We start from the raw sequence: 25,123 nt of genomic DNA, 5'->3' as shown, positions 1-25,123 counted from the left end.
ATCAATTCCGTTGTTTGGGTTCAATGCGAGCCGAGTGCCTCGGCGGCGGCCGGCCGTGCCGCCCGGCGCGCGTCGAGCGCGACGATGCAGAGCAGCGAAATGCCGGCGAGACACGTGTAGAACACCGCGAGCGGCCACCACTGGCCCGTGAAGCGATGCGCGAGCCACGTGCCGACGAGCGGTGTCAGGCCGCCCGCGATCGCGCCGCAGATCTGATACGCGAGCGAGATCGCCGAATAGCGCACGTGCGCGGGGAACACCTCGCTGACGAAGCCCGCGATCACCGAGTAGAAACCGGCCATGCAGACCACGGCGAGCGCGATGCCGGCAATCAGCGACGCGGACGTACCGCCCTGCACGAGCACGAACATCGGATACGGCGACAGCATCGCGAGCAGCGCCGCGAGCTTCAGGAAGCGCGCGCCGCCGATCCGCTCGGCGATCCATGCGGCGACCGGCTGCGCGCAGAACTGGATGATCGCGACCGCGAACAGGCTGTCGAGGATCAGCGAGCGCGATACGCCGACGTACTGCGTCGTGTACGCGATCATGAACGTGTTCGTGAAATAGACGCCCGCGATGCCGATCGTGTTCGCGCCGATGCAGAGCAGCACGAGCCCCGACGACGAGCGGAACACTTCCGCGACCGGCAGCTTCACCGTGCGGTTGGTTTCCTTCACCCGCGCGAATTCCGGCGACTCGTTCACGCCGAGCCGGATCAGGATGCCGACCACCAGCAGCACCGAACTCGCGAGAAACGGCAGGCGCCAGCCCCACGCGAGGAAGTCGGCCTTGTCCATCGACGTGACCGCGCGGAACGCGATCAGCGACAGGATCAGCCCGGCCGGGCTGCCGAGCTGCGCGAACGACGCGAAGAACGTGCGGCGCCCCTGCGGCGCATGCTCGCCCGCCATCAGCACCGCCCCGCCCCATTCGCCGCCGACCGCGATCCCCTGCACGACACGCAGCGCGACGAGCAGCACCGGCGCGAGCATGCCGACCTTCGAATAATCGGGCAGCAGCCCGACGCACACGGTCGCGACGCCCATCATCATCAGCGTCGTCATCAGCGCCTTCTTGCGGCCGATGCGGTCGCCGAGGTGGCCGAAGATCACGCCGCCGAGCGGCCGCGCGAAGAAGCCGACCGCGAACGTCGCGAACGACGCCATCGTGCTGACGAAGGGGTCATGCGACGGGAAATAGAGTTCGCCGAACACGAGCGCCGCGGCGGTCGCATAGATGTAGAAATCGTACCACTCGATCATCGTGCCGATGAACGCGGCCGTCGCGGCACGTCCCGGCTGGCGGGCGGAAGGAAGGGACTGGGTCATGCGGGCTCCTGACGCGCGCCGCTACGGGGCGACGCGCAATATCGTGATCGCGGCCGTCTTCGCGGCCTCGCGCCGCACGCTGCGGCACCCCTCCTTTATCGGCGACCGCAAATCATTAGTCAAATTTCAAGTTATTATTCACCGTATAAATTTAACTAATGTCTGTCCGCTGCCCCGCCCGGAGACCCGATGCGCCCCGACCTCGCCCCGTTCCTGAACGACCGCCTCGACTGGAACCTGCTGCGCACCTACCTGGTGATCATGCAGGAGCGCAGCGTGAGCCGCGCGGCCGCACGCCTGCACGTGACGCAACCGGCCGTGAGCCAGGCGCTGCGACGGCTCGAAGAGACGCTCGAACGCCGGCTGATCGAGCGGCGCGGCGCCCACTTCGCGCCGACGCCCGCCGGCGAAGCCGTGTACCGGATCGCGAGCGACATCTACGGCGGCATCTCGCGCCTCGAAACGGAAATCGACGACAGCACGGCCGACCTGACCGGTTCGATCCGGCTGCTGACGGTGAGCCGCATCGAGTCGCCCGTCTACGACGAGTTCCTCGCGGAATTCCATCGCGCGTATCCACGCATCGACCTGCAGATCGAAGTGATGCGCTCGTCGGACATCCTGTCGTCGCTGCTGCAGAAGACGGCCACGGCCGGGCTCGGCCTGTGCCGCACGCCGCACGACAAGCTGGAGATGCGTTGCTTCCTGCGCCAGCGCTATGCGATCTACTGCGGCCGCCATCACCGGCTGTTCGGGCAGACGCAACTGCGGATGGACGATCTGCTCGCGGAGAACTTCGTGTCGTTCACGAGCGACCAGATCGGCGACAGCCTGTCGCCGCTCACCGTGTTCCGCGACCAGAAGGGTTTCACGGGGCGCATCGTCGCGTCGTCGCCGAGCCTCGAGGAAGTGCGGCGGCTGATCTTCGCGGGCTACGGGATCGGCTGCCTGCCCGAGCACATCGTGCGCGACGACATCGCGCAGCAACGGCTGTGGCGGCTGCCGCCCGACGACGGGCTCGTCGATGTCGACGTGTTCCTGCTGTGGCATCGCGACCGCAAGATGAACGCGGCCGAGCACGCGTTTCTCGACGCGATGGAGCGCTGCATGCAGCGCTACTCGCTCGCGGAGCGGCTGGGGAAGTAACGGCGCGAAGGCGCGGGAGGAAAGCGCCGGGCGCCCCCGACCCGGCGCGTCGCGCTCGTCAGAAGCGATGCACGATGCCGAGCTGCACACCGCGCGCATTCGCGCCCGGATACGCGAGCGGCAGGCCGGGGTTCGCCGCACCGGCGAGCGTGTAGCCGGCCTGGTTGCGGTTGCGCAGGTACGACAGTGCGCCGTAGAAGCTCGTGCGCTTCGACAAGTCGTACTCGTACATCAGCCCGAGCTGGTCCGCGTTGTTGCCCTGCGACGACTGGTCGTGCAGATACGCATAGCCGAGCGCGACGTAGTTCGCCGGGTTGAACTGGTATTTGACCGACAGCCCGTACACGCGCGAATCGATCCCGAGGTCGGCCCACTTCACCGCGGAAAAGCCGCCGTACACGGTGGCCTTGCCGATCTCGTACGACGCACCGGCCATGATCGTGCGATCGGTCGTGGTCGCCGTCGCGTTCTTCAGCCACTGGCCCGCGACGAACGCGCCGAACGGCCCGTGCTCATAGGTCAGGTCGAACTGCTGGCTGGAACCGGCCGAGCGCACGCCGCCCGCGTCGCCGAACCCGACGTACAGCCCGCCCTGGAAGCCCACGACCTCCGGGCTCTGGTACGACAGCGTGTTGCTCGTGCGAAATGCGAACACGGTCAGGTTGTCCATGCCGGACGCCTGCGTGACGCCGCCGAACGCATCCTGCCCGCCCTGGTCGTTGAACAGCGGCGAATTCTGGCGGCCCGCGCGCACCTTGCCCCACTGCCCCGCGATGCCCACCCACGCCTGCCGGTTGAACAGGCTGCCCGAACTCGCGAGCGAACCGTCGTTCGGGTTGAAGCCGTTCTCCAGCGCGAACTCGATCTTCTGCCCGCCGCCGATATCCTCGCCGCCCTTCAGGCCGAACCGGCTGCCCCACTGGCCGCCCGAGTTCATCGCCGCCGTATAGCCGTTGCCGGTATTCACGTACTGCGCAAATTCGTCGATCACGCCGTACAGCGTGACGCCGTCCTGCGCGAACACGGTGCCCGAGCCGGCGAGGCAGGCAACCGCCACCGTCATGCGAAGACCGGCGTGCACCGGCCGCACGCGACAATCGCCGTCGCGCGCTTCCATTTGTTTAGTCATACTATTCAATCATCCGAGAATGAGACGATACCGGGCGCGACCATCAGGCCGTGCCGGTATCGCGGGAAAGGGAATGTGTTCGCCTGGGCCTGGCGCACGCGGCGCCCGGCTCGACGCTCAGGCCGGCAGCGTGCCGGCCCGCTGCGCGAGATGCGCGGTCAGTGCTGGGCTTCGCCGCGCTCGAGCGGCAGGATCAGGCGCTCGGGGATGCTGCGTCGCGACGCGCGCGCGCCGATGTAATACAGCACGGCCGGCACGATCAGCCCGAGGATCCACGAGATGTCGGTGCCGCCGAGCGCATCGACGAGCGGCCCCGTGTAGATGTGCGTTGACATGAACGGCAACTGCACCAGGATGCCGACCACGTAGATCGTGATCGCCATCACGTTCCAGCGGCCGTAGCGGCCGTCCGGATCGGACAGCGCCGGCACGTCGTAGCGCGAGCGCGTGAAGCAGTAGTAGTCGACCAGGTTGATCGCGCTCCACGGCGTGAAGAACGCGAGCAGGAACAGGATGAACGCGGTGAATTCCTTCAGGAACGAATGACGGCCCGCGAGCGCGATCAGCGTCGATACGCAGATCATCCCGAAGATGTACACGAGACGGCTCTTCGACGACACCGCGCCCTTGCCGCGAAAGCCGCTGACGATCGTCGCCATCGACATGAAGCTGCCGTACGCGTTGAGCGCCGTGACCGTCACCTTGCCGAACGCGATGCTGAAGTACAGCAGCGCAGCCACGGCCCCCGTCGAGCCGAGCCCGACGATGTACGCGACTTCGTGGTGCGCGAACTGGCCGCCGGCCAGCGCGGCGGCGAACACGCCGAACACCATCGCCGCCTGCGCGCCGATCACCGAGCCGAGGCCGACCGCGAGGAACGTCGCGACCGACGACGTCGACCGCGGCAGGTAGCGCGAATAGTCGGCCACGTACGGGCCGAACGCGATCTGCCACGACGCGGACAGCGACATTGCGAGCAGGAAGTTCGCGAGCGAGAAATGCCGGTTTGCGAGCAGCGCGCCGATGTCGTGATTCGCGAACAGCTGCGAGAACATGTAGACGAACGCGACGATGCCGACGACGCTCGCGATCCGGCCGACGAAGTGGATCGCGCGATAGCCGAACACGGTCAGCACGACGATCACGGCCGCGAACAGCAGGATGCCGGCCGCGTCGTCGACGTGCAGCAGCTGCGCGACGGCCTGCCCGGCCAGCACCGAGCCGCTCGCGGAAAAGCCGATGTACATCAGGCATACGAGCACGATCGGGATCATCGCGCCGTACACGCCGAACTGCACGCGGCTCGAGATCATCTGCGGCAGCCCGAGCTGCGGCCCCTGCGCGCCGTGCAGCGCCATCACCGCGCCGCCGACGAGCTGGCCGAGCAGCAGCGCGATCAGCGACCAGAACACGTCGCCGCCGAGCACGACCGCGAGCGCGCCCGTGACGATGGCCGTGATCTGCATGTTCGCCGACAGCCACAGCGTGAACTGGCTCAGCAGGCCGCCGTGGCGCTCGGCGTCGGGAATGAAGTCGATCGAGCGTACCTCGATCAGTCCGCCGGCATTTCCACTGGAATTCGTTGACACGGGTCAATCTCCCAAATACTCAGGACCACATATGGTTTGAACGAGACAGGACGTTGCGAGCCGCCCTTTCGGCTCTGCGGGTGCGGGGCGCCGTGGATCGCCGGCATGCGCCACGCACGCACGGTCTGCACGCTGGCGCGCAAGCGGCACGACGTGTGCCGACATTGCCAGCGGATGATCTTGTATATACAACTTGTGAGATATCGGTGATTACCCGGTATCGATCGACTTTCGAAATCGTCCGAATAATGGTGTCGCGGACCGGTCGTTTTGCCGCTGCCCGGGCGTCGGAGAAATGAAAGGTCAGATGCCGGCCGGCCGCGCCTGATCGGGTGCGGCCGTCATGTCGCCGGCGGGGAACAGGTTCAGCATGCGCCGCGCGGCCTCGATGTCGCGCCCGTGCAGCCATTCGTCGTAGTCGTCGCGGCGCAGGATCACGACGCCGCGCTTCTCGTCGCCGGGCCGGTGCATCCGCGAGAACAGCGGGTGATCGTCCGCGTTCACCGTGAGCATCGTCATGCCGATGCATGCGCGCCCGTCGCTGCCTTCGTAGCGCCGCCAGATGCCGGCGACGCAGTATGGTTGCCAGCCGTCGACGCCGATCCGGTGCCACACGTTGCGGCCGGTCTCGTAACACGGCTCGCAGATCCAGCGCACCGGAATCAGGCAGCGCTGGCCGTTGCGCCAGGCATGACCGTAAAGTCGCGACGCGCCGACCGTTTCCGCGCGCGCATTCACCGTATCGAGCTTCTTTCTCTTCCGGCCATGCTCGTCGAGCCGCTCGGGCTGCATGAACTTCGGCCAGAAGCCGAACACGGCCGCGACGACTTCGAGGCTGTCGCCATCGGCGCATGCGACCGGCGCCGCGTAATCCGGATACACGTCGGGTGCCCACGGGTCGCGGCGATACAGATCGCCGATGCCGATCTTCAGTTCGCTGATGCCCGGATCTTCGCCGGGGGCGCGGTAGTGGGTGCACACGGCTCGGCCGACGATGGAAGCAATGTTTCCATCGTAGATCAGCGTGCGCGCCGCCATTGGCCTATTGCTTGGTATGACGAAACAGTTTTACGACCCGGACCGACGCCGCGATCCGGGCAACGTATGCCGTCACGTACGCGGCCCGACCTGAAGCGTGAGGATTTCGTCGCCGGCTTCATCGAGTGTCCCGGTCGGGATCCAGCCGAGATGCCGGTAGAACCCGTACGAGCGCGACGCAGGGTCGGTCGAGCAGCCGAGAAACAGCGACGTGACGCCGGTCGCCGCGAAATCGTCGATCACGCGCCGCAGCAGCCGCTTGCCGATCCCCGCCCCTTCGTACTCGGGCAATATCGCGAGCACGACGACCTCGCCCGAACCGGTGTCGCCGAAACAGTAGCCGATCATGCGCGCTTGCACGCAGCAGACATGGCCCGAGAACAGACCGTCGCGGATCCCGTCTCCCCAGCTTTCGACGGTAATGCCGAGATCGCGCAACTGCGCTGCGGTGAACGCGTTCTCGCGCGTTTGCCCGCGCAACGCGATGCACGCGGCCGCGTCGCCGGGCACGGCCCTGCGCCAGACGAGGTCATCCATCGATCGGTTGCTCCTTTTCCTGCCGCCGGCGCGACGCATACAGGCAGATCAGCTCCAGTGCGATCGTCGCGCCGGCCAGCGACGTGATTTCCGCATGATCATACGGCGGCGACACCTCGACTACATCCATGCCGACCAGGTTGATGCCTTCCAGGTGGCGCAGGATCTCGAACGCCTGATGGCTCGACAACCCGCCCGACACCGGCGTGCCGGTACCCGGCGCGAACGCCGGATCGAGGCAGTCGATGTCGAACGTGAGGTACACCGGATGATCGCCGACGCGCTCGCGAATCCGTGCGGCGACCGCGGCCGGCGTCGACGCGTGCACGCGGCGCGCATCCTGGATGTCGAATCCCATCGGCTCGTCGTTGGTCGTCCGGATGCCGATCTGGGCCGAGCGCTCCGGCACGACCCACCCTTCCCGCGCCGCGTGATAGAACATCGTCCCGTGATCGATGCGCTTCACGTCGCGGTCGGGCCACGTGTCGGTATGCGCATCGAAATGCACGAGCGACAGCGGGCCGTGCACCTTCGCGTGCGCCTTCAGCAGCGGATACGTGATGAAGTGATCGCCGCCGAGCGTCAGCATCGCGCAGCCGCGCGCGAGGATCGCGTCGGCATGCCGCTCGATCGCGCCCGGCACCGATTCGGGCTGTCCGAGATCGAACGCGCAATCGCCGTAGTCGACCGCGGCCAGCACGTCGAACGGATCGAACGACCACGGCCACGGGCGCTCCCACGCGATACCCGTCGACGCGATCCGCAGCCCGCGCGGGCCGAAGCGCGTGCCGGGCCGGTGCGATGCGGCGGAATCGAACGGCACACCGGTGATCGCGAGATCGACGCCGTCGAGATCGCGGCTGAAACGCCGGCGCATGAAACTCGTCGCGCCCGCGAAGGTCGGTTCGGCCTGCGTGCCGTAAAGGCTGTCGCGCGTGAACGCGAGATCGTTCTGGCTCATCGTCGGAGTCCTGTCTGGAGGGGAACACGGCCGCGTGACCGGCGACCTCGTGCCCGATTCTGCCGGCATCGCATCCAACGAAAAATATGAACTAACATAAGCCGACTTCACACAATGCGATGTATCGCGATGCTGACCCGACTCCGAGACCTGGATGTGCAGTTGTTGCGGCTCTTTCTGACGATCGTCGAAAGCGGTGGTTTCAGCGCCGCGCAGGGCACGCTCGGGATGGCGCCGTCGACGATCAGCACGCAGATGGCCAAGCTCGAGACGCGGCTCGGCTTCCGGCTGTGCGATCGCGGCAAAAGCGGCTTCCGGCTGACGCCGAAAGGCGAACGCGTGCTGCAGTCGACACGCCGGCTGCTGCACGCGATGGACGTGTTCACGCGCGACACGCAGCACGTATCGGGCACGATGCTCGGCGAGTTGCGCATCGGCCTGTCCGAGCGGCTCGCGCCCGACGTCGTCGAATCGATCGCGACGGCCGTCGGGCGCTTTCGCGAGCAAGCGCCCGACGTGCTGCTCGAGATGATCGCCGTGCCGCCGGACGAACTGGAGCGCCGCCTGCTGAAAGGCGAACTGCAGCTTGCGATCGGCTACTTTTCCGGCCATCAGGCCGGCCTGCACTACGCACCGCTGTTCGTCGAACATCAATCGTTGCATTGCGGCGCGCGCCATCCGCTGTTCGCGAAGAAGACCGTATCGGTCAACGACATCGCGCGCACGAGCAATGTCGCGCGGCTTTACAAGACCAGCACGTCGGGCGCGGCGCCGCGCAACGCGCAGCCGACCGCGTTTTCGGAGAACGTCGATGCCGACGTGATCTTCATCCTGTCGGGCGCGCATGTCGGCTTCCTGCCCGACCATGTCGCGGCGCCGTGGGTCGCCGCCGGAAAGATGCGCCGGCTGCTCGCGAGCAAGCTGAGCCACACGGTCGAATTCCAGCTCGCGACACCGAGGAATTGCGACGGCAGCGAGGCGCTGGATGCGTTCACGGCTGCGCTCGCCGAACAGTTCGGCGGGCTTGACGGACCCGCGGGCGGGTAACCGGACCGGCGCTCCGCCCCTTCTGCTTCAGGCGAGCCGGTCCGATGCGACGACGTGCACGCCCGGCCGCGCATCGATCGCCGCGTCGAGCAGCGCGCGTGCGATCCGCGACGCGGGATTCACGCGCCACTTCGCCGGCAGCACCGGCCCGGCGGCGTTCAACGCGAACACGAACAGCCGCTCGCCGAACCTGAACTCGTCGCGGCTGCCGCCGATCAGGCCCGGCCGCACATACGTGAGCGACGCGAACCCGACACCGGCGAGCGCCTGCTCGACCTCGCCTTTCACGCGGTTGTAGAAGATGCGCGACGCAGCGTCCGCGCCGAGCGCGGAATTCAGCACATACACCGGCGTGCCGTGCCGCCGCGCGAGCCGCGCGACCGCAAGCGGATAGTCGTGGTCGACGCGCCGGAAGGCCGCCTGAGAACCGGCGGCCCGCATCGTGGTGCCGAGCGTGCAGATCACGGCGTCGGCCTGCCACCAGTCGGCCTCGTCGGGCAGACGATCGAAATCGACCTCCAGCGCGCGCATCTTCGGATGCGGCGACAACGGCCGGCGCGCGACGACGACCACCTGGTCGACCCGCGAATCGGCCAGCGCGACTTCGAGGACGTGGCGCCCGACGAGTCCGGTCGCGCCGACGAGCAGCAGTTTCATGTCCGGTTCTTCCGTATGGAGCGGGAATGGGCGAGCCCGATGCAGCCCGGTTCCCGGCTATCCACATGATCGTCGGCCGCCCCTGCGCCGGCAACCTTCCAGCATCTCGAAAAATTACGGACTGCCTTCTCTTGATATCTCGAATTTTCAGGTGCCGGCTTCCGGCTGGTCACGCGCGGATGCAGCAATTCGTCGCACCTTTTCACGCATTTTCGGTATTTTCATCGAACCCTATCTACATAAACGTCGATTTATTCGATGTTTGTACGACAAATTATGTAAAACAATGCAAGAAAATGCATTCATTTTTCGTTGTTTTACATTACAAATACATTTCACTCTGTAAGATTCGTCTCATTCGTTATCTCTTAATTCACCCAGGAACGCCCATCCAGCTGCCTTAATTCCTCAAGTCATCGTATGCGGTGCGGCGTCCTCTTTTTTCCGAGACAGACTATGAACCGCACTTTCCGTACGATCTGGAACGACGCACTGGGCGCCTGGGTCGCCACCGCCGAAACCACCCGCGCCAGCGGCAAGAAAACCTCGAGCAAGGTCTCGGCTCCGGTGCGCGCTGCCGCCACCCTCTCCGTCGCCGCCGCGGCCCTGATCCCCCTCGACAGCCTCGCTTACGTCTCGATCGGCGGCAACACCGGCGCCCTGTGCTCCGGCACCTGGGCGGCCTGTGCCGACTATTGGTCGGTCGCGATCGGCGACGAAGCAACCGCGACGCAAACCGGCAACCGCGCCGGCGCGACGACCTCGAGTTTCCTGACGTCGGTCGGCGCACGCTCCAAGGCGTCCGGCGGCACCTATGCCGCGGCGTTCGCGGCCGAAGCCAATGCAACCGGCGAAGGCTCGCTCGCGATGGGCGGCAAATCCACCGCGTCCGGCACGAGCGGCGTTGCCGTCGGCTACCAGTCGAACGCGAGCGTCGCCAACGCGGTCGCGCTCGGCCAGGGTTCCATCGCCGACCGCACCGGTTCGGGCGTCGAGCGCTTCTCCAATGCGGCCGTCGCCGCGAACGGCGTCGTATCCGTCGGCAGCGACGGCGCGGAACGGCAGATCACGCGCGTCGCCGGCGGCACGCAGGACACCGATGCCGTGAACGTCCGCCAACTGGCCGCCGTCGACGCCGCCGCATCGAACGGCCTCGCATCGCTGTCGACCGGGCTGAGCACGACCGGCACCGCGATGGCGTCGCTGTCGACGTCGGTGACGACCGGCCTCAACACGCTGTCGACCTCCACGTCGGCCGCGATCGATGCCGCGACCACGCGTTACTACAGCGTCAACGACGGCGGCACGGCCGGCGCGAACTACAACAACGACGGCGCCACGGGCTTCAACGCGCTCGCGGCCGGCGTGAACGCGTCGGCGGCCGGTCATGGCGACGTCGCGATCGGCTCGGGCGCGGCCAGCAGCAGCGGCTCGACGGGCGCCGGCAACGTCGCGATCGGCCAGGACGCCCGTGCGATCACCGCCGGCGGCGGTGGCGGCGGCTTCGGCGTGATCGCGCTCGGCGCGGGCGCGAAGGCCGGCACGGGCGGCTACACGGGTGCCACCGCAATCGGCTACAACAGCTCGGCCACGGAAAACAGCATGGCGATCGGCCCGAACGCGTCGTCGAGCCACACCGGCACCGCACTCGGCCGTGCGGCGGAAGCGACCGCCCGCGGGGCGCTGGGCGCCGGCTCCTCGGCCGCCGCCACCGCGACGAGCGCGGTCGCACTGGGCGACCGCGCGACGAGCTCGGCCGCCACCAGCGTGTCGGTCGGCACACAGGCCAACGCGAGCGCGCAGGCCGCGAGCGCGATCGGGCCGCGTGCGATCGCGTCGGGCGCCGGTGCGGTCGCGCTCGGGGCGAGCGCAACGGCTGCCGATGCCGGCGCGGTCGCGCTGGGTTCCGGCTCGGTCACCGCCGCGGCCGTCGGCACGAGCGGCGCGACGATCAACGGCACCGCGTACGACTTCGCGGGCACCGCGCCCGCGTCGACCGTGAGCGTCGGCGCCGCCGGCCGCGAGCGCACGGTCACCAACGTCGCGGCCGGCCGGCTGGCCGAGAAAAGCACCGACGCCGTCAACGGCTCGCAGCTGAACGCGACCAACGTCGAACTCTCGACGGTGGGCTCCCACCTCACGAGCCTGTCGACGTCGACCGAGTCGTCGATCGCGTCGCTGTCGACCTCGACGTCGACCGGCCTCTCCACGACGAACGACACGCTCACGTCGCTGTCCACGTCGACCGCCGACAGCCTGCGCATCGTCGACAGCAACATGGCCTCGCTGTCGACCGGCCTGAGCACGACCGACAACACCGTGGCCTCGCTGTCGACCGCCACGTCCACCGGCCTGTCGACGACCCACAACGCACTGGTTTCGCTGTCCACCTCCGCGTCGACCGGCATCGACACGCTCGGCAAGAACCTGACGTCGCTGTCGACCGCAACGTCGACGACCGCCGGTTCCTTGTCCACCACGATCAGTACTACGAATGACAATCTGGTCTCGCTGTCGACCTCGACGTCGACCGGCTTCGTGTCGCTGTCGACCGGCCTGAGCACGACCAACGACACCGTCACGTCGTTGTCGACGTCCGCCTCGACCGGCCTGTCGACGACCAACAGCACGCTCGCATCGCTGTCGACGTCCGCTTCGACGGGCATCAACTCGCTGTCGACCGGCCTCAGCGCGACCGACAGCACGATGACGTCGCTGTCCACGTCGACGTCGTCGGGCCTCGGCTCGCTGTCGACCAGCATCAGCTCGGTCACCGTCAACACGACGAACCTCGGCAACAGCACGGCCGACGCGCTCGGTGGCGGCGCGACGTACGACCCGGCAACCGGGAAAATCACCGCACCGTCGTACGTGACGTACAACAACGACGGCACGACGACGACCAACACCAGCGTCGGTGACGCGATCGACAACCTCAATGCGAAGGGTGCGAAGTACTTCCACGCAAACTCGACCGAAGCCGACAGCCAGGCCACCGGCGAGAACAGCATCGCGATCGGCCCGAACGCGGTCGCCAATATCGACAACTCGGTCGCGATCGGCCACCGCTCGGTCACCGGCGCCGCCGTCGGCGTGTCGTCGTCGAACATCGGCGGCCTGAGCTTCGGCGGCTATGCGGGCGCCAACCCGTTCGGCGTGTTCAGTGTCGGCGCACCGGGCCAGGAACGCCAGATCCAGAACGTCGCGGCCGGCCGCGTGAGCGCCGACAGCACCGACGCGATCAACGGCAGCCAGCTGCATGCGACCAACCTGAACGTCGCGTCGCTGTCGACCGGGCTCAGCTCGACGAACAGCAACCTCTCGTCGCTGTCCACGTCGACGTCGACCAGCATCGGTTCGCTGTCGACCGGCCTGTCGTCGACCAACGAAGCGCTGGGTTCGCTGTCGACGTCCACGTCGACGAGCGTGACGTCGCTGTCCACCGGCCTGTCGACGACCAACGACCGCGTATCGTCGCTGTCCACCAGCGTGACGAACATCAACACGCAGATCAACAACCTGTCGACCTCGGCATCGCGCAACACCGGCATCTCCGCCGACATGAACGGCTCGGGCACCGATGCGCCGACCGTCACGGCCGGCTCCAACTCGGTTGCGATCGGCGCGAACTCGAACGACGGCGGCCGCACCAACGTGGTCTCGGTCGGCACGGCTGAACAGCAGCGCCAGATCGTCAACGTCGCACCGGGTACGCAGGGCACCGACGCGGTCAACCTGAACCAGCTGACGATGGCGACCGAATCGTCGAACCGCTACACCGACCAGCGGGTCGGCGCGATTCAGCAGGGCGTGAACGATCTCGCGCGCAACGCGTATTCGGGTATCGCGATCGCCGGCGCACTCGCGGGCATGCCGCAGGTCGATCCGGGCAAGGTGATCTCGGTCGGCGCCGGGTTCGGCAACTACGGCGGCTACACGGCGATCGCGGTCGGCGGCAGCGCACGGATCACGCAGAACACGGTGATCAAGCTCGGCGTCGGCACGGTGAACGGTTCGCGCATGATGGTCAACGGCGGCATCGGGCATTCGTGGTAAGGCCGCCCGGGCCGGAGCAGTAGGTGTCGGCCCGCATCGCTTCAGAAAGGGAAAAGCCCGTGAGCGCCTGGTTGCTCACGGGCTTTTTCATGTCGACGCCGGCAACGGATCGCGCGCTACGAAGCCGCCGTACCCTGCCGCGACACGCTCGGCGCGACGCCGGTCCAGCGCTTGTACGCCTGCGAGAACGACGACATGTCGCTGAACCCGAGTTCCTGTGCAATTTCCTTGATCGACAGCCGCCCTTCCGCTATCAGCGTCTCTGCACGCGCCTTGCGCACCGCGTTCGAGATGTCGCGAAAGCACGCGCCCTCTTCCTGTAGCCGGCGTTTCAGCGTGCGCTCGCTGGTGTTGAGCAGCGTCGCGATGTCCTTCAGTTGCGGCGGCCGGTCGAACGGGCGCGTGGCCAGGTATTCATTCAGGAACGACACGAGATCGACGCGTGTGCGCCGGCGCGTCATCAGCTCCGCACACATGCGTTCGCACATCGCGGCAGTCGCGGCATTCGCCTGCGGCAGCGGCCGCTCGAGATGCGCGTGTTCGAACGTGAGCGTGCTGGCAGGCTGGCCGTACCAGACCTTCGCACCGAGCACCGTCCGTTTCGCGTCGGTGTCGGGGCCGGCGGCGCAGGCAAGGTCGAACGTCGCGAGTTCGAATGCGCTGCCGATCACGTCCCGCAATACGCGGCACGTCGCGCCCATCGCGCGCTCGACGAAAAAACGCTGCATGTTCTCGGCCAGCTCCGGCGACGCGTCGAACCGAATCGCGTCGTGCTGCCCGACACGGTGGAACGTCATCCCGACGAACGTATAGGTCAGCGCCAGGTAGCGGCCGGCGAGCGCGATCGCGTCCATGCCCGTCGCGCTGCTCAACAGCCCGTACCCGAGCAGCCCGTATGCCGACAGCTGGTACGACAGGCCGACCCTCAGGCCGACGCCGGCCTCGCCGGCGGTCAGCTCCAGCAGGTTCGACGCCACCGCCAGCTCCTGCGCGGCCAGCACCGTGAAATCCGGATCGGCGAGCTGCTTCAGCGTGAGCTGCGAGCCCTTGAGCAGCGCCGACGGCGCGAGCTTCCGGTCGCGCCCGAATTCGATCATGAGCAGGACGGAAGCCGGGCTGCGGGCAAAGTTCCAGACATTCATCAGACGCCTCGCGACGGGGGTTGGCCTAGATTCTAAAGCGGTTGGCCTGCCGCAGCATGGCTGGCGAGCAGCCGGGCGCGCATGATGGGCCATCGATCAACCGGAGCCCGCCATGTCCAAGACCTATGCCGACCAGCCCGCCTGGCGCGCCATGCAGACCTTCCTGCCGCCCGAGTTCCAGTGGGCGGACGACCGGCAGCCGAACGAGGAATGGTGGCGCTGGCGCGGCCATCGCCTGCACCTCGACACGTACCGCAACCCGCAGGCGAAAGTGAAGGCGATCCTGTTCCACGGTGTCGGCACCAACGGGCGGCAGATGTCGATGATCGTCGGCGAGCAGCTCGCACGCCGCGGCTACGAGACGATCGCGGTCGACATGCCCGAATACGGGATGACCGAAGTGGCCGCCGGCGCGCTGGTTCGCTACGACGACTGGGTGCGTGCCGGCAGCGACCTGATCGATGCGGAGCGCGCGAAGGACGATCGGCCGATCGTGCTGTACGGACTGAGCGCGGGCGGCATGCTGACCTACCACGTGGCCGCGCTGAACGGAAAGGTGGGCGGCATCGTCGGCATGACCTTTCTCGACCAGCGCCTGCAGCAGGTGCGCGACGAAACCGCGCGCAATCTCTTCATGAGCCGTGTCGGCGGCCCGATGACGCATTTCACCGCGAAGACGCCGCTGCGCGCGATGCGCATCCCGATGTCGCTGGCGAGCAAGATGCACGCGCTCGTGAACCGCGAAGACGCGCTGAAGGTATGGATGTCCGACCGGACCTCGGCCGGCAATGCGATGACGATGGCGTTTCTCGATTCCTACATGTCGTACCGGCCGGCGGTCGAGCCGGACGATTTCGCCGTGTGCCCGATCCTGCTCACGCAACCGGCGGCGGACCGCTGGACGCCGCTGCATCTGAGCGAGCCGTTTCTCGCGCGCATTCGCCGTGTGCCGGTGAAGGTCGCGATGCTGGAGAACGCGGGCCACTATCCGCTCGAACAGCCGGGGCTGTCGCAGATGGTCGACGCGATCGACGGGTTCTACCGCGAGGTGACGGCGCGGCGCGTCGAGCCGCGTACGCTGTCCTGACGAACCGCGCACACGAGCGCAGCCGGTTCAAATCGGTCGACGCGCGACGGCAAGTACGCTGGATGAAAGGCCGCCGATGCGCACGTTGCACATCGGCGCCTTCATTTCAGGCGAACCGCGCGTCAGACATGCAACGCGTGCCCGAGCGCTCGCAACGCAGCCTCCTGCAGCGCTTCGCCCAGCGTCGGATGCGCATGGATCGTGCCGCCGATATCCTCCAGCCGCGCCCCCATCTCCAGCGACTGCGAGAACGCCGCAGCCAGCTCCGATACGCCGCGCCCGACCGCCTGCCAGCCGACGATCAGGTGGTTGTCGCGCCGCGCAACGACACGCACGAACCCGTCGGTCGCCTGCAGCGTCATCGCGCGCCCGTTCGCCGCGAACGGGAACGATGCGCTCAGGCAGTCGACGCCGGCCGCGTGTGCATCGTCCGGCGACCAGCCGGCCGTCACGATCTCGGGATCGGTGAAGCACACGGCCGGAATCGATGCCGGCACGAACTGCCGGCGCCGGCCGGCAATCAGCTCGGCCACCATCTCGCCCTGCGCCATCGCGCGATGCGCGAGCATCGGTTCGCCCGCGACGTCGCCGATCGCCCACACGTTGCGCATCGACGTCCGGCATTCGTCGTCGATCCGCAACGCACGGCCGTTGCGATCGAGCTGCAGCGTCTCGAGCCCGAAGCCGTCGACGCGCGGCCGGCGGCCCACGGCAACCAGCACGCGATCGGCCGGCAGCGTCTGCTCCGCGCCGTCGGCGGCCTGCACGCGCACCGCGCCGTGCTCCGCCAGCCCGAGCACCTTGTGGCCGAGCCACAGCCGCACGCCGAGCCGCGTGAGCGAATCGGCAACCGGCCGCACGAGTTCGGCATCGTATGCGGGCAGCACACGTTCGGCCGCTTCGACGACGCTGACGTCGACACCGAGCTTGCGGTAGACGGTCCCGAGTTCGAGACCGATGTACCCGGCCCCGACGACGACGAGCCGCTTCGGCAGCGTCGCAGGCGACAGCGCCTCGGTCGACGACACGACGTGCGCGCCGAACGGCATCGTCGGCAGTTCGACCGGCTCGGAACCCGTCGCGAGCAACAGGTGTTCGCAATTGATCCGCACCGAGTGCCCACCGGTGACGACATCGACGGTCTTGCCGTCGACCACGTGTGCGTCGCCATGCAGCACGCGCACGCCGTTCTTCTTGAGCAGCGCGCCGACGCCACGCGTCAGCCGGTCGACGATGCCGTCCTTCCACGCGACGCTTTTCCCGATGTCGATCTCGGGCGTGCGCACGCGGATCCCGAGCGCGCCCTCGCCCGCATGGCCGCACGCCTGTTCGAATGCATCGGCCACGTGGATCAGCGCCTTCGACGGAATGCAGCCGATGTTCAGGCACGTGCCGCCGAGCCGGTCGCGCTCGACCAGCACGGTCGGAATGCCGAGCTGGCCGGCGCGGATCGCGGCGACGTAGCCGCCGGGGCCGCCGCCGATGACGAGCAAGGTGGTGTGTTCGTTCTTCATCGCGCTCACTCCACGAACAGCAGTGCCGGGCGTTCGAGCACCGCGCGCACGGCCTGGATGAATTCGGCCGCATCCGCGCCGTCGACGACGCGATGGTCGAACGACGACGACAGGTTCATCATCTTGCGCGCGACCACCGCGCCGTCGCGGATCATCGGCCGCTCGACGATCCGGTTCACGCCGACGATGCCCACTTCCGGATGATTGATGACCGGTGTCGACACAATGCCGCCGAGCGCACCGAGGCTCGAGATCGTGATCGTCGAACCGCTCAGCTCGTCGCGTTGCGCCCGGTTCGCGCGCACAGCATCGGCGAGCCGCGCGATCTCGCCCGAGATCGACCACACGTCGCGCGATTCCGCATGGCGCAGCACGGGCACCGTGAGGCCGCCGTCCGTCTGCGTCGCGACGCCCATGTGCACCGCGCCGAACTGCGTGACGACGCCAGCTTCGTCGTCGAAGCGCGCGTTGATCTGCGGGAAGTCGCGCAACGCGATCACCATCGCACGGATCAGCAGCGGCAGCGGCGTGAGCTTGCCGCGTGTGTCGCCGTAGCGGCGGTTCAGTTCCGTGCGCAGCGATTCGAGCTCGGTCACGTCGATTTCCTCGACGTAGCTGAAGTGCGGGATGCGCCGCTTCGCTTCCTGCATCTTGCGCGCGATGGCACGCCGCAAGCCGATCACCGGCACTTCGGTTTCGTCGTGGCGTTCATCGTAGCCGTGCGCTTGCGACGGGCGCGCCGCACCGCCACCGGTGCGCGCATACGTATCGAGATCCGCGTGCAGGATCCTCCCTGCTTCGCCCGTCCCGCGCACGTAACGCAGCTCGATGCCCATGTCCCACGCGCGCTGGCGCACGGCCGGCGACGCGAGCGGCCGCTCACCGGGCGCGAGCGCCGCGCGCGGCTGCGTTGCCGGTTCCGCACGGCGCGGCTCCGCGGGTGCGCGGCTCGCCGTCGGCCGTGCAGGCGGTTCGGCCGGCACGTCGGCCACCGGTTTCGCCTGCGCCGCCGCGACCGGTGCGGTTGCTACCTTTGTTTCTCGCACCGGTGCGCCGGCCTTCAGGTTGCCGTCGCCTTCGACTTCCAGACGGATCAGCTCGCTGCCGACCGCCATCATCTCGCCGATCCGGCCGCCCAGTTCGATCACCTTGCCCGTCACCGGCGACGGAATCTCGACCGCCGCCTTGTCGGTCATCACGTCGGCGAGCGGCTGGTCTTCCTTGATCACCTGCCCGACTTCCACGTGCCAGGCCACCAGCTCGACCTCGGCAATCCCTTCGCCGATATCCGGCATCTTGATGACATGAATCCCCATCTCACGCCTCCATCACGCGTCGCAACGCTTCACCGACCCGGGCCGGGCCCGGAAAGTACGCCCATTCCTGCGCATGCGGATACGGCGTGTCCCAGCCCGTCGTGCGCTCGACCGGCGCTTCGAGGTGGTAGAAGCAGTGTTCCTGAACCAGCGAAACGAGTTCCGCGCCATAGCCGCAGGTGCGCGTCGCCTCGTGCACCACGACGCAGCGTCCGGTCTTGCGGACCGACGCGACGATCGTGTCGAGATCGAGCGGCCACAGCGTGCGCAGGTCGATCACTTCCGCGTCGATGCCCGTCTCCTCGGCCGCGGCGAGCGACACGTGCACCGTCGTGCCGTAGGTCAGCACCGTCACGTCGTTGCCGGGCCGCACGACGGCGGCCGTATCGAGCGGCACCGTGTAGTAACCCTCGGGCACCGCGCTGGCCGGATGCTTGAGCCACGACGTGACCGGCCGTTCGTGATGGCCGTCGAACGGCCCGTTGTACAGCCGCTTCGGCTCGAGGAAGATCACCGGATCGTCGTTCTCGATCGACGCGATCAGCAGCCCTTTCGCGTCGTACGGATTCGACGGCATCACCGTGCGCAGCCCGCACACCTGCGTGAACATCGCCTCCGGGCTCTGGCTGTGGGTCTGGCCGCCGTAGATGCCGCCGCCGCACGGCATCCGGATCGTCATCGGCGCGATGAACTGGCCGGCCGAGCGATAGCGCAGCCGCGCGCCTTCCGACACGATCTGGTCGGACGCCGGGTAAAAATAGTCGGCGAACTGGATCTCGCACACGGGGCGCAACCCGTACGCGCCCATCCCGACCGCCACGCCGACGATCCCGCCTTCGGAGATCGGCGCATCGAACACGCGCGACTTGCCGTATTTGTTCTGCAAGCCTTCGGTACAGCGGAACACGCCGCCGAAGTACCCGACGTCCTGCCCGAACACGACCACGTCGCTGTCGCGCCCGAGCATCACGTCCATCGCGGAGCGCAGCGCCTGGATCATCGTCATCGGCTGCGTCGCCGTCTCTGTCTCGTGTTGCGCCATGATCACGCTCCCAGTTCCTGGCGCTGACGGCGCAGGTGCGCGGGCAGCTCCTTGTACACGTCGTCGAACATCGAGGCCGGCGACGGTATCCGGTCATCGGCCAGCGATCCGTATTTCTCCGCTTCCTTCTGCGCGGCGATCACCTCGGCTTCGAGCTCGGCCGTCAGCGCGTCGTGTGCGCTGTCCGACCAGATGCCCTTCACGATCAGGTGGCGCTTGAAGCGTTCGATCGGGTCGCCGAGCGGGAAATGGGACCAGTCGTCGCTCGGCCGGTACTTGGTCGGATCGTCCGACGTCGAATGCGCACCCGCGCGGTACGTCACCCACTCGATCAGCGTCGGGCCGAGATTGCGGCGCGCGCGTTCGGCCGCCCAGCTCGACGCCGCGTAGATCGCGAGGAAGTCGTTGCCGTCGACGCGCAGCGACGCGATCCCGCAGCCGACGCCGCGCCCGGCGAAGGTCGTGCCCTCGCCGCCCGCGATCGCCTGGAACGTCGAGATCGCCCACTGGTTATTGACGACGTTCAGCACGACCGGTGCGCGGTACACGTGCGCGAACGTGAGCGCGGTATGGAAGTCGGCTTCGGCCGTCGCGCCGTCGCCGATCCACGCGGACGCGATCTTCGTGTCGCCCTTGATCGCCGACGCCATCGCCCAGCCGACCGCCTGGATGAACTGCGTCGCGAGGTTGCCGGAAATGGAGAAGAAGCCGGCTTCGCGGTCCGAATACATCACCGGAAGCTGGCGGCCCTTCAGCGGGTCGCCTTCGTTCGACATCAGCTGGCAGATCATCCGCTCGAGCGACACGTCGCGCGCGATCAGGATGCTCTGCTGGCGGTAGGTCGGGAAGCACATGTCGCCGTCGCGCAGCGCCATCGCGTGCGCGGTGCCGATCGCCTCTTCACCGAGGCTCAACATGTAGAACGAGATTTTCTTCTGGCGCTGCGCGATCATCATGCGCGCGTCGAAAATGCGGGTCTTGAGCATCGCGCGTAGCCCGGCGATCAGCCGCGCATCGTCAAGATCGGGTGCCCACGGGCCGACGGCCTTGCCGTTGTCGTCGAGCACGCGCACGAGGCTGCGGGCGAGATCGGCGGTGTCCGCCGCGGCGACATCGATCGGCGGGCGACGGACTGAGCCGGCCGGCGATAGATGCAGATAGGAAAAATCCGTCTTGCAGCCCGGACGCCCGGTGGGCTCCGGCACATGCAGACGCAATGGCTCTGACAGGCTCATCGTGTCGTCTCCACGCTCGATTGTGTCTCACGCTGTTTGGGAACGCGCGACCGGTTGCCGGCCTGCGCGCGGGCTGACGCGCGGATAGGCACGTCAACCTTGAGAATTTATGCCTTGCGGCGCCGGACGTCGATGTCCAAGCCGCTCGATTGCGGTGAGCAGATTTGCCATGTCGGAAGCGGGACGCCCGGCGGGCGGGCTGCCGCGGCGGGCAGGCACGCGTGGCCGTGCCGCTTCGAACCGGGTCCTGACGGGAATTTGCGAGGAGCGACGCAGCCGCTACCGGATGCGTCGGACGAAATCGGTCGCCTGCCCTGACGCGGGAGAACGCCGATCACGGGCGGGATGCTGCGCGCGTGCCTGCCGGGGGATACGCTCCCGCGTTCCCCCGGCGACCGCCGGTTTTCAGTGATGTTCAGCGGGGGTGAATACCCCGCGAAAGCGCATCTTCCCCGACGCGAGGCGATCGTACGCGTCGGTGGCCTCGTCGAGTGTGAACGTCTCGACGATCGGCTTGACCTTGCCCCGGGCGGCAAGCTCGAGCACTTCGCTCAGGTAGCGCAGGCCGCCATGCGTCGACCCGATGACCTGCTGACGCATCATGTGGAACGGCTTGCGCTGCGACGCGATCGAGAACGGTTTGCTGAAGTCGAGCCCGCAGAGGATCACCCGGCCGTCGACCCGCAATCCCTGCATCGCTTCCTCTGCAGTACTGAACTCGTTGGTCGTGACGAGCAGAACATCCGCACCACCCGCATCGCGCAGTTCCAGGCCGTTTGCAACGACGCGGTCCGCGCCCAGCCCGATCGCGAGGTCGCGCTTGTCCGCGGAGTGCGTGATCGCGATCGTCTCGAAGCCGCATGCGCGGGACAACTGCAGCGCCACGTGCCCCAGTCCGCCGATGCCGAGCACGGCGACCTTCTCGTGCGGTTGCGGCGCCGCATCGCGCAAGCCGCTCCACGTCGTGTAGCCGGCGCACATCATCGGCGCGGCATCGACGTACGCGAGCCCGTCGGGCAACAGCACCGTCCCTTCGGCCGCCACCGCGATGTACTCGGCATGTCCGCCCTGCGACGCAAACCCGGTGGTCCGCGGCGTGTCGCAGTTCACGGCCGTCTGGCCGGAAAGCGGGCGGTGTTCCCGACAGTACGCGCAGCGACCGCACGCGGACTGCACCCAGGTCGTGCCGATCCGGTCGCCTACCCTGCGCGCATGCACGCCCGCGCCCACTTCGACGATTTCGCCGACGACCTCGTGGCCGGGCGTCTGCGGATAAATGTCGCCGCCGAAGCCTTGCGTGGCCCAGACGTCCGTGTAGCACATCCCGGACGCATGCACCTTCACCAGCACCTGCCCCGGCCCGGCCACCGGAACCGGCACTTCCTGCACTTCCCAGGGCCGATTGGCGCCGGTCATCACGACCGCCTTCATCTTCATGGCTTGCTCCTTGTTCAACCGAACGTAGGGTTCATTGCGCAGTGCGTCAACCGGCACGGCCGCTGCGTCGCCTCCGCCGCGGCCGACCGTTGCGATGACGAACGCCCTAGTCTAGAAAAGGCGCATTATCATGACAATCTCGCCAATCTTTACATCAAGATGAATTCAGCTCATCAATTGAAAAACGGCGACCTCTTCTCGCTCAACGTATTCCTTGCCGCGGCAACGCATCTCAGCTTTCGCGCGGCATCGATCGAGCTCGACGTCACGCCGTCGGCGATCAGCCATTCGATCAAGAGCCTCGAGCAGCGTCTGGGGGTTCGCCTGTTCAACCGCACGACGCGCAGCGTGTCGCTGACGGATGCCGGCGAGCGGCTCGTCGAGAAGCTCCGTCCCGCGATTTCGTCGGTGGCCGAGGCGATGCTCGCGGTCGACGGGATGCGCGACACGCCGAGCGGCACCGTGCGCATCAACGCCAGCGAAGGCGCGATCCGCATGGTGCTGAAGCCGGTGCTCGCGCGCTTCCTGCGCGACTACCCGCAGGTCCATCTCGACATCGTGACCGACGGAAAGCTCGGCGACATCGTCGCCGGCGGATTCGACGCGGGGATCCGGCTGGCCGAAGCCGTGCCGCAAGACATGATCGCGGTGCGCGTATCCGACCCGGTCCGGTTCGCGGCGGTGGCGTCGCCGTCGTACTTCGCCGCGCGCGGGCGACCCGACGTGCCGCAGGATCTGCACCGGCACGACTGCATCCGCTTCCGCTTCGACAGCGGCGCGATCTACCGCTGGGAGTTCGAGCGGCGCGGGGTCGTCGAAACGGTGAACGTCGGCGGCCCGCTCACGCTGACCGACCAGCCGTTGATGGTCGACGCCGCGATCGACGGCATCGGGATCGCGTTCGTGCCCGACCACCTCGTCCGCGACGCGCTCGACGACGGGCGTCTCGAACGCGTCTTGACCGACTGGTGTCCGGTCATGCCGGGACTGTGCCTGTACTACCCCGGCCATCGTCATGTTTCCGGCGGGCTGCGCGCGCTGATCGAGACGTTGCGGGTCCGGTCGGCGGGCGCCGCTCCCGAACGTGCGCCGTCAGGCCGATGAACCGCACGCACACCTAACGATGACCGACATCCAGCATGTAGCCTTCCCCGCGAATCGTGCGAATCAGGCGCGGCTCCTTGATATCCTCGCGCAGCTTCTGACGCAGGCGTGATATCTGCACGTCGATGCTGCGATCGAACGTGTCGATCGACTTGCCGCGAGCGGTGTCCATCAGGTATTCGCGGCTCAGTACACGCCCCGGCGCGGCCAGGAAAGCGTTGAGCAGGCGGAATTCCGCATTCGACAACGGAATGACCGTGTTGTCGGCGGCAATCAGGTGGCGGCCGATCTGGTGCAGCCGCCATCCGGCGAAACGGCTTTCTTCCTGCGCCCTCGTCCGGCCTTGCGTTTGCGCACGCACGCGACGCAGGATCGTCTGGATGCGCGCGACCAGTTCACGCGGCTCGAACGGCTTGACGATATAGTCGTCGGCACCCAGTTCCAGCCCGACGATCCGGTCGGTCATCTCGCCGCGTGCAGTCAGGATGATCAACGGGATCTCCGACGTCGCACGAATCTCGCGGCAGAGATTGAGGCCGTCGTCGTCCGGCAGCATCAGGTCCAGCACTACCAGATCGAAGCCGCCCTCCCCGAGCGCGAGATGCATTTCCGCGCCCGTGCCGGCTTGCGCGGTCGTCATGCCGAAGTCTGCCAGGCAGTCGCACAACAGGCTGCGAATCTGCGAGTCGTCGTCGACGACGAGAATACGAATCGCTTTGTTCACGGCGTCTTGTCTCCGATATTGCGGCGGTGAGAGTTGCCCCGCACGCATTATTGCCCGCCAATATAAGGGCTATTTGCACGAATTGTTGCGGCCTTGAAATAATTGCCACCGCACCTTGCCCCACAAGGTCATCCGCAGAAATCGGGACGCGTGACGACGATTCACGTCATGGATAACCCGCCCGGTACTTTCCCGGACTGGCGTTGCTGCGCATCGTCCGTCTTCGCCGTCCCGTCTGGTTTTGCGTGTCGCGCGGCCACATTGGCCAACCGGAAAGACTTTGTATCAGCGCGGATACAAAGCCGATATGAAACAGAAATGCCCGGGTTTTAACGTGGCTCCCAAGTCATATCGATGCAGGAGACACGCGGGACATGAACTACGCACAACCCAAGCCGCCTGTCCGGCGCATTGGCGGTATCGCCTTCGTGGTCGGATTGCACGCCGTGATCGTCTACGCATTGCTCACCGGTCTCGCGACGAAAGTCGTGGACGTGATTCGTCAGCCGATCGAGACGCGCATCATCGAAGAGGTCAAGCCGCCTCCCCCGCCACCACCACCGAAGCGGATCGCACCGCCACCGCCGAAGCACGTCGCGCCGCCGCCGCCGTTCGCGCCGCCACCCGAAGTGCACGTCGCCGCGCCGCCGTCGCCGAACGCGATCACCACGCAGTCGGCCACGCCTGCGCCGTCGGCCCCCGTCGCGCCGCCGGCCCCGCCCGCCGCCGCGCCTGTGTCGACGAGCGTCGGCGTGGTGTGCCCGAACTCGACGCAGGTCCGCGCGGCCATTCGCTATCCGCGTGAAGCGCTCAAGGACAACCTGACCGGCGACGTCGTCGTGACGTTCGTCGTCGGCACCGACGGCAACGTCAAGGACCTGAGCGTGACCCAGTCAGCCGCCCCCGTGCTCGACAGGGCCGCGGAAAACGCCGTTCGACAGTTCCACTGCGTCGCACAGGGCGAGGAAGTCCGCGTGCAGGTGCCCTTCTCTTTCAAGCTCGATTGACGGCGCCCTCGACAGCCGTTCCCT

At 67.2% G+C, this 25,123-nt stretch carries 20 protein-coding genes; 6 read left to right on the top strand and 14 right to left on the bottom strand.

The genetic code is table 11. The features are described 5' to 3' along the window. Positions 1-20: 20 nt before the first annotated feature. Positions 21-1,331 (bottom strand): MFS transporter, encoded by a 1,311-nt coding sequence (locus AC5LXK_RS06435; RefSeq protein WP_493390821.1) that lies wholly within the window; start codon positions 1,329-1,331, stop codon positions 21-23. Positions 1,332-1,520: 189 nt separating this feature from the next. Here AC5LXK_RS06435 and AC5LXK_RS06430 point away from each other — a divergent pair, with 189 nt between their 5' ends. Next, positions 1,521-2,477, top strand: a complete 957-nt coding sequence (locus tag AC5LXK_RS06430; RefSeq protein WP_175842843.1) for a LysR family transcriptional regulator — start codon at positions 1,521-1,523, stop codon at positions 2,475-2,477. A gap of 58 nt (positions 2,478-2,535) precedes the next feature. On the opposite strand, the gene AC5LXK_RS06425 is transcribed toward AC5LXK_RS06430, so the two are convergent. The 5 genes from AC5LXK_RS06425 to speB all read right to left on the bottom strand — a co-directional run bounded on the left by AC5LXK_RS06425 (position 2,536) and on the right by speB (position 7,731). Further along, positions 2,536-3,606, bottom strand: a complete 1,071-nt coding sequence (locus AC5LXK_RS06425) for a porin (protein WP_493390820.1) — start codon at positions 3,604-3,606, stop codon at positions 2,536-2,538. A gap of 158 nt (positions 3,607-3,764) precedes the next feature. Further along, on the bottom strand, positions 3,765-5,195 hold the full coding sequence (locus tag AC5LXK_RS06420) for a purine-cytosine permease family protein (RefSeq protein ID WP_493390819.1): 1,431 nt from the start codon (positions 5,193-5,195) through the stop codon (positions 3,765-3,767). A gap of 303 nt (positions 5,196-5,498) precedes the next feature. After that, entirely contained in the window at positions 5,499-6,176 is a 678-nt protein-coding gene (locus AC5LXK_RS06415; protein WP_493391193.1) for an SOS response-associated peptidase family protein, read from the bottom strand. Positions 6,177-6,305: 129 nt separating this feature from the next. Further along, positions 6,306-6,770, bottom strand: a complete 465-nt coding sequence (locus AC5LXK_RS06410) for a GNAT family N-acetyltransferase (protein WP_493390818.1) — start codon at positions 6,768-6,770, stop codon at positions 6,306-6,308. Continuing rightward, positions 6,763-7,731 (bottom strand): agmatinase, encoded by a 969-nt coding sequence (gene speB, locus AC5LXK_RS06405; RefSeq protein WP_493390817.1) that lies wholly within the window; start codon positions 7,729-7,731, stop codon positions 6,763-6,765. The genes AC5LXK_RS06410 and speB overlap by 8 nt, the downstream gene beginning before the upstream one ends. Before the next feature lie 129 nt (positions 7,732-7,860). Between speB and AC5LXK_RS06400 the strand changes: the two genes are divergently transcribed. Continuing rightward, positions 7,861-8,778: a LysR family transcriptional regulator gene (locus AC5LXK_RS06400; protein WP_493390816.1), complete on the top strand. Its 918-nt coding sequence runs from the start codon at positions 7,861-7,863 to the stop codon at positions 8,776-8,778. 27 nt (positions 8,779-8,805) lie between these two features. On the opposite strand, the gene AC5LXK_RS06395 is transcribed toward AC5LXK_RS06400, so the two are convergent. Then, positions 8,806-9,435 carry an NAD(P)H-binding protein gene (locus tag AC5LXK_RS06395; protein WP_493390815.1) on the bottom strand — a complete coding sequence of 210 codons (630 nt, stop codon included), beginning with the start codon at positions 9,433-9,435 and terminating at the stop codon, positions 8,806-8,808. A 456-nt stretch (positions 9,436-9,891) separates the two neighbouring features. On the opposite strand from AC5LXK_RS06395, the gene AC5LXK_RS06390 reads away from it, so the two are divergent. Continuing rightward, the gene (locus AC5LXK_RS06390) at positions 9,892-13,491 is read left to right on the top strand and encodes a YadA-like family protein (RefSeq protein ID WP_493390814.1); all 3,600 of its coding nucleotides are present in this window, start codon (positions 9,892-9,894) and stop codon (positions 13,489-13,491) included. Positions 13,492-13,607: 116 nt separating this feature from the next. Here the strand turns inward: AC5LXK_RS06390 and AC5LXK_RS06385 are convergent, their stop codons facing one another. After that, complete coding sequence (locus AC5LXK_RS06385) at positions 13,608-14,633, bottom strand: AraC family transcriptional regulator (protein ID WP_493390813.1); 1,026 nt, start codon at positions 14,631-14,633, stop codon at positions 13,608-13,610. Between the two features lie 112 nt (positions 14,634-14,745). On the opposite strand from AC5LXK_RS06385, the gene AC5LXK_RS06380 reads away from it, so the two are divergent. Continuing rightward, positions 14,746-15,720, top strand: a complete 975-nt coding sequence (locus AC5LXK_RS06380; protein WP_493390812.1) for an alpha/beta hydrolase — start codon at positions 14,746-14,748, stop codon at positions 15,718-15,720. Between the two features lie 122 nt (positions 15,721-15,842). Here AC5LXK_RS06380 and lpdA read toward each other — a convergent pair whose 3' ends face one another. The 5 genes from lpdA to AC5LXK_RS06355 form a co-directional block, all read right to left on the bottom strand. Next, on the bottom strand, positions 15,843-17,234 hold the full coding sequence (lpdA, locus tag AC5LXK_RS06375; protein ID WP_493390811.1) for a dihydrolipoyl dehydrogenase: 1,392 nt from the start codon (positions 17,232-17,234) through the stop codon (positions 15,843-15,845). 5 nt (positions 17,235-17,239) lie between these two features. Further along, entirely contained in the window at positions 17,240-18,550 is a 1,311-nt protein-coding gene (locus AC5LXK_RS06370; protein WP_493390810.1) for a dihydrolipoamide acetyltransferase family protein, read from the bottom strand. Position 18,551: 1 nt separating this feature from the next. Beyond that, entirely contained in the window at positions 18,552-19,592 is a 1,041-nt protein-coding gene (locus AC5LXK_RS06365) for an alpha-ketoacid dehydrogenase subunit beta (RefSeq protein ID WP_175842863.1), read from the bottom strand. A gap of 2 nt (positions 19,593-19,594) precedes the next feature. Next, entirely contained in the window at positions 19,595-20,827 is a 1,233-nt protein-coding gene (locus AC5LXK_RS06360) for a 3-methyl-2-oxobutanoate dehydrogenase (2-methylpropanoyl-transferring) subunit alpha (protein WP_493390809.1), read from the bottom strand. 405 nt (positions 20,828-21,232) lie between these two features. Continuing rightward, positions 21,233-22,264, bottom strand: a complete 1,032-nt coding sequence (locus AC5LXK_RS06355; protein ID WP_493390808.1) for an alcohol dehydrogenase catalytic domain-containing protein — start codon at positions 22,262-22,264, stop codon at positions 21,233-21,235. A 159-nt stretch (positions 22,265-22,423) separates the two neighbouring features. Between AC5LXK_RS06355 and AC5LXK_RS06350 the strand changes: the two genes are divergently transcribed. Next, positions 22,424-23,368, top strand: coding sequence for a LysR family transcriptional regulator (locus AC5LXK_RS06350; protein ID WP_493391192.1), 945 nt, complete (start codon positions 22,424-22,426; stop codon positions 23,366-23,368). Between the two features lie 13 nt (positions 23,369-23,381). Here AC5LXK_RS06350 and AC5LXK_RS06345 read toward each other — a convergent pair whose 3' ends face one another. Next, a complete protein-coding gene (locus AC5LXK_RS06345) occupies positions 23,382-24,092 on the bottom strand; it encodes a response regulator (protein ID WP_174934982.1) in 711 nt (236 codons plus the stop codon). A 374-nt stretch (positions 24,093-24,466) separates the two neighbouring features. Here AC5LXK_RS06345 and AC5LXK_RS06340 point away from each other — a divergent pair, with 374 nt between their 5' ends. Then, positions 24,467-25,099 carry an energy transducer TonB gene (locus AC5LXK_RS06340; protein ID WP_493390807.1) on the top strand — a complete coding sequence of 211 codons (633 nt, stop codon included), beginning with the start codon at positions 24,467-24,469 and terminating at the stop codon, positions 25,097-25,099. The last annotated feature ends 24 nt before the right edge of the window (positions 25,100-25,123 follow it).

The organism is Burkholderia pulmonis, assembly GCF_984667975.1.
This window is presented reverse-complemented; position numbering and strand designations above follow the sequence as displayed.

Excerpts from the sequence above, each read along its gene's own strand:
- AC5LXK_RS06390 (WP_493390814.1), top strand. The coding sequence starts at position 9,892 with ATGAACCGCACTTTCCGTACGATCTGGAACGACGCACTGGGCGCCTGG.
- AC5LXK_RS06400 (WP_493390816.1), top strand. The coding sequence starts at position 7,861 with ATGCTGACCCGACTCCGAGACCTGGATGTGCAGTTGTTGCGGCTCTTT.
- AC5LXK_RS06410 (WP_493390818.1), bottom strand. The coding sequence starts at position 6,770 with ATGGATGACCTCGTCTGGCGCAGGGCCGTGCCCGGCGACGCGGCCGCG.
- AC5LXK_RS06370 (WP_493390810.1), bottom strand. The coding sequence starts at position 18,550 with ATGGGGATTCATGTCATCAAGATGCCGGATATCGGCGAAGGGATTGCC.
- AC5LXK_RS06360 (WP_493390809.1), bottom strand. The coding sequence starts at position 20,827 with ATGAGCCTGTCAGAGCCATTGCGTCTGCATGTGCCGGAGCCCACCGGG.
- AC5LXK_RS06425 (WP_493390820.1), bottom strand. The coding sequence starts at position 3,606 with ATGACTAAACAAATGGAAGCGCGCGACGGCGATTGTCGCGTGCGGCCG.
- AC5LXK_RS06430 (WP_175842843.1), top strand. The coding sequence starts at position 1,521 with ATGCGCCCCGACCTCGCCCCGTTCCTGAACGACCGCCTCGACTGGAAC.
- AC5LXK_RS06355 (WP_493390808.1), bottom strand. The coding sequence starts at position 22,264 with ATGAAGATGAAGGCGGTCGTGATGACCGGCGCCAATCGGCCCTGGGAA.
- AC5LXK_RS06385 (WP_493390813.1), bottom strand. The coding sequence starts at position 14,633 with ATGAATGTCTGGAACTTTGCCCGCAGCCCGGCTTCCGTCCTGCTCATG.
- speB (WP_493390817.1), bottom strand. The coding sequence starts at position 7,731 with ATGAGCCAGAACGATCTCGCGTTCACGCGCGACAGCCTTTACGGCACG.
- AC5LXK_RS06435 (WP_493390821.1), bottom strand. The coding sequence starts at position 1,331 with ATGACCCAGTCCCTTCCTTCCGCCCGCCAGCCGGGACGTGCCGCGACG.
- lpdA (WP_493390811.1), bottom strand. The coding sequence starts at position 17,234 with ATGAAGAACGAACACACCACCTTGCTCGTCATCGGCGGCGGCCCCGGC.
- AC5LXK_RS06365 (WP_175842863.1), bottom strand. The coding sequence starts at position 19,592 with ATGGCGCAACACGAGACAGAGACGGCGACGCAGCCGATGACGATGATC.
- AC5LXK_RS06350 (WP_493391192.1), top strand. The coding sequence starts at position 22,424 with ATGAATTCAGCTCATCAATTGAAAAACGGCGACCTCTTCTCGCTCAAC.
- AC5LXK_RS06380 (WP_493390812.1), top strand. The coding sequence starts at position 14,746 with ATGTCCAAGACCTATGCCGACCAGCCCGCCTGGCGCGCCATGCAGACC.
- AC5LXK_RS06395 (WP_493390815.1), bottom strand. The coding sequence starts at position 9,435 with ATGAAACTGCTGCTCGTCGGCGCGACCGGACTCGTCGGGCGCCACGTC.
- AC5LXK_RS06340 (WP_493390807.1), top strand. The coding sequence starts at position 24,467 with ATGAACTACGCACAACCCAAGCCGCCTGTCCGGCGCATTGGCGGTATC.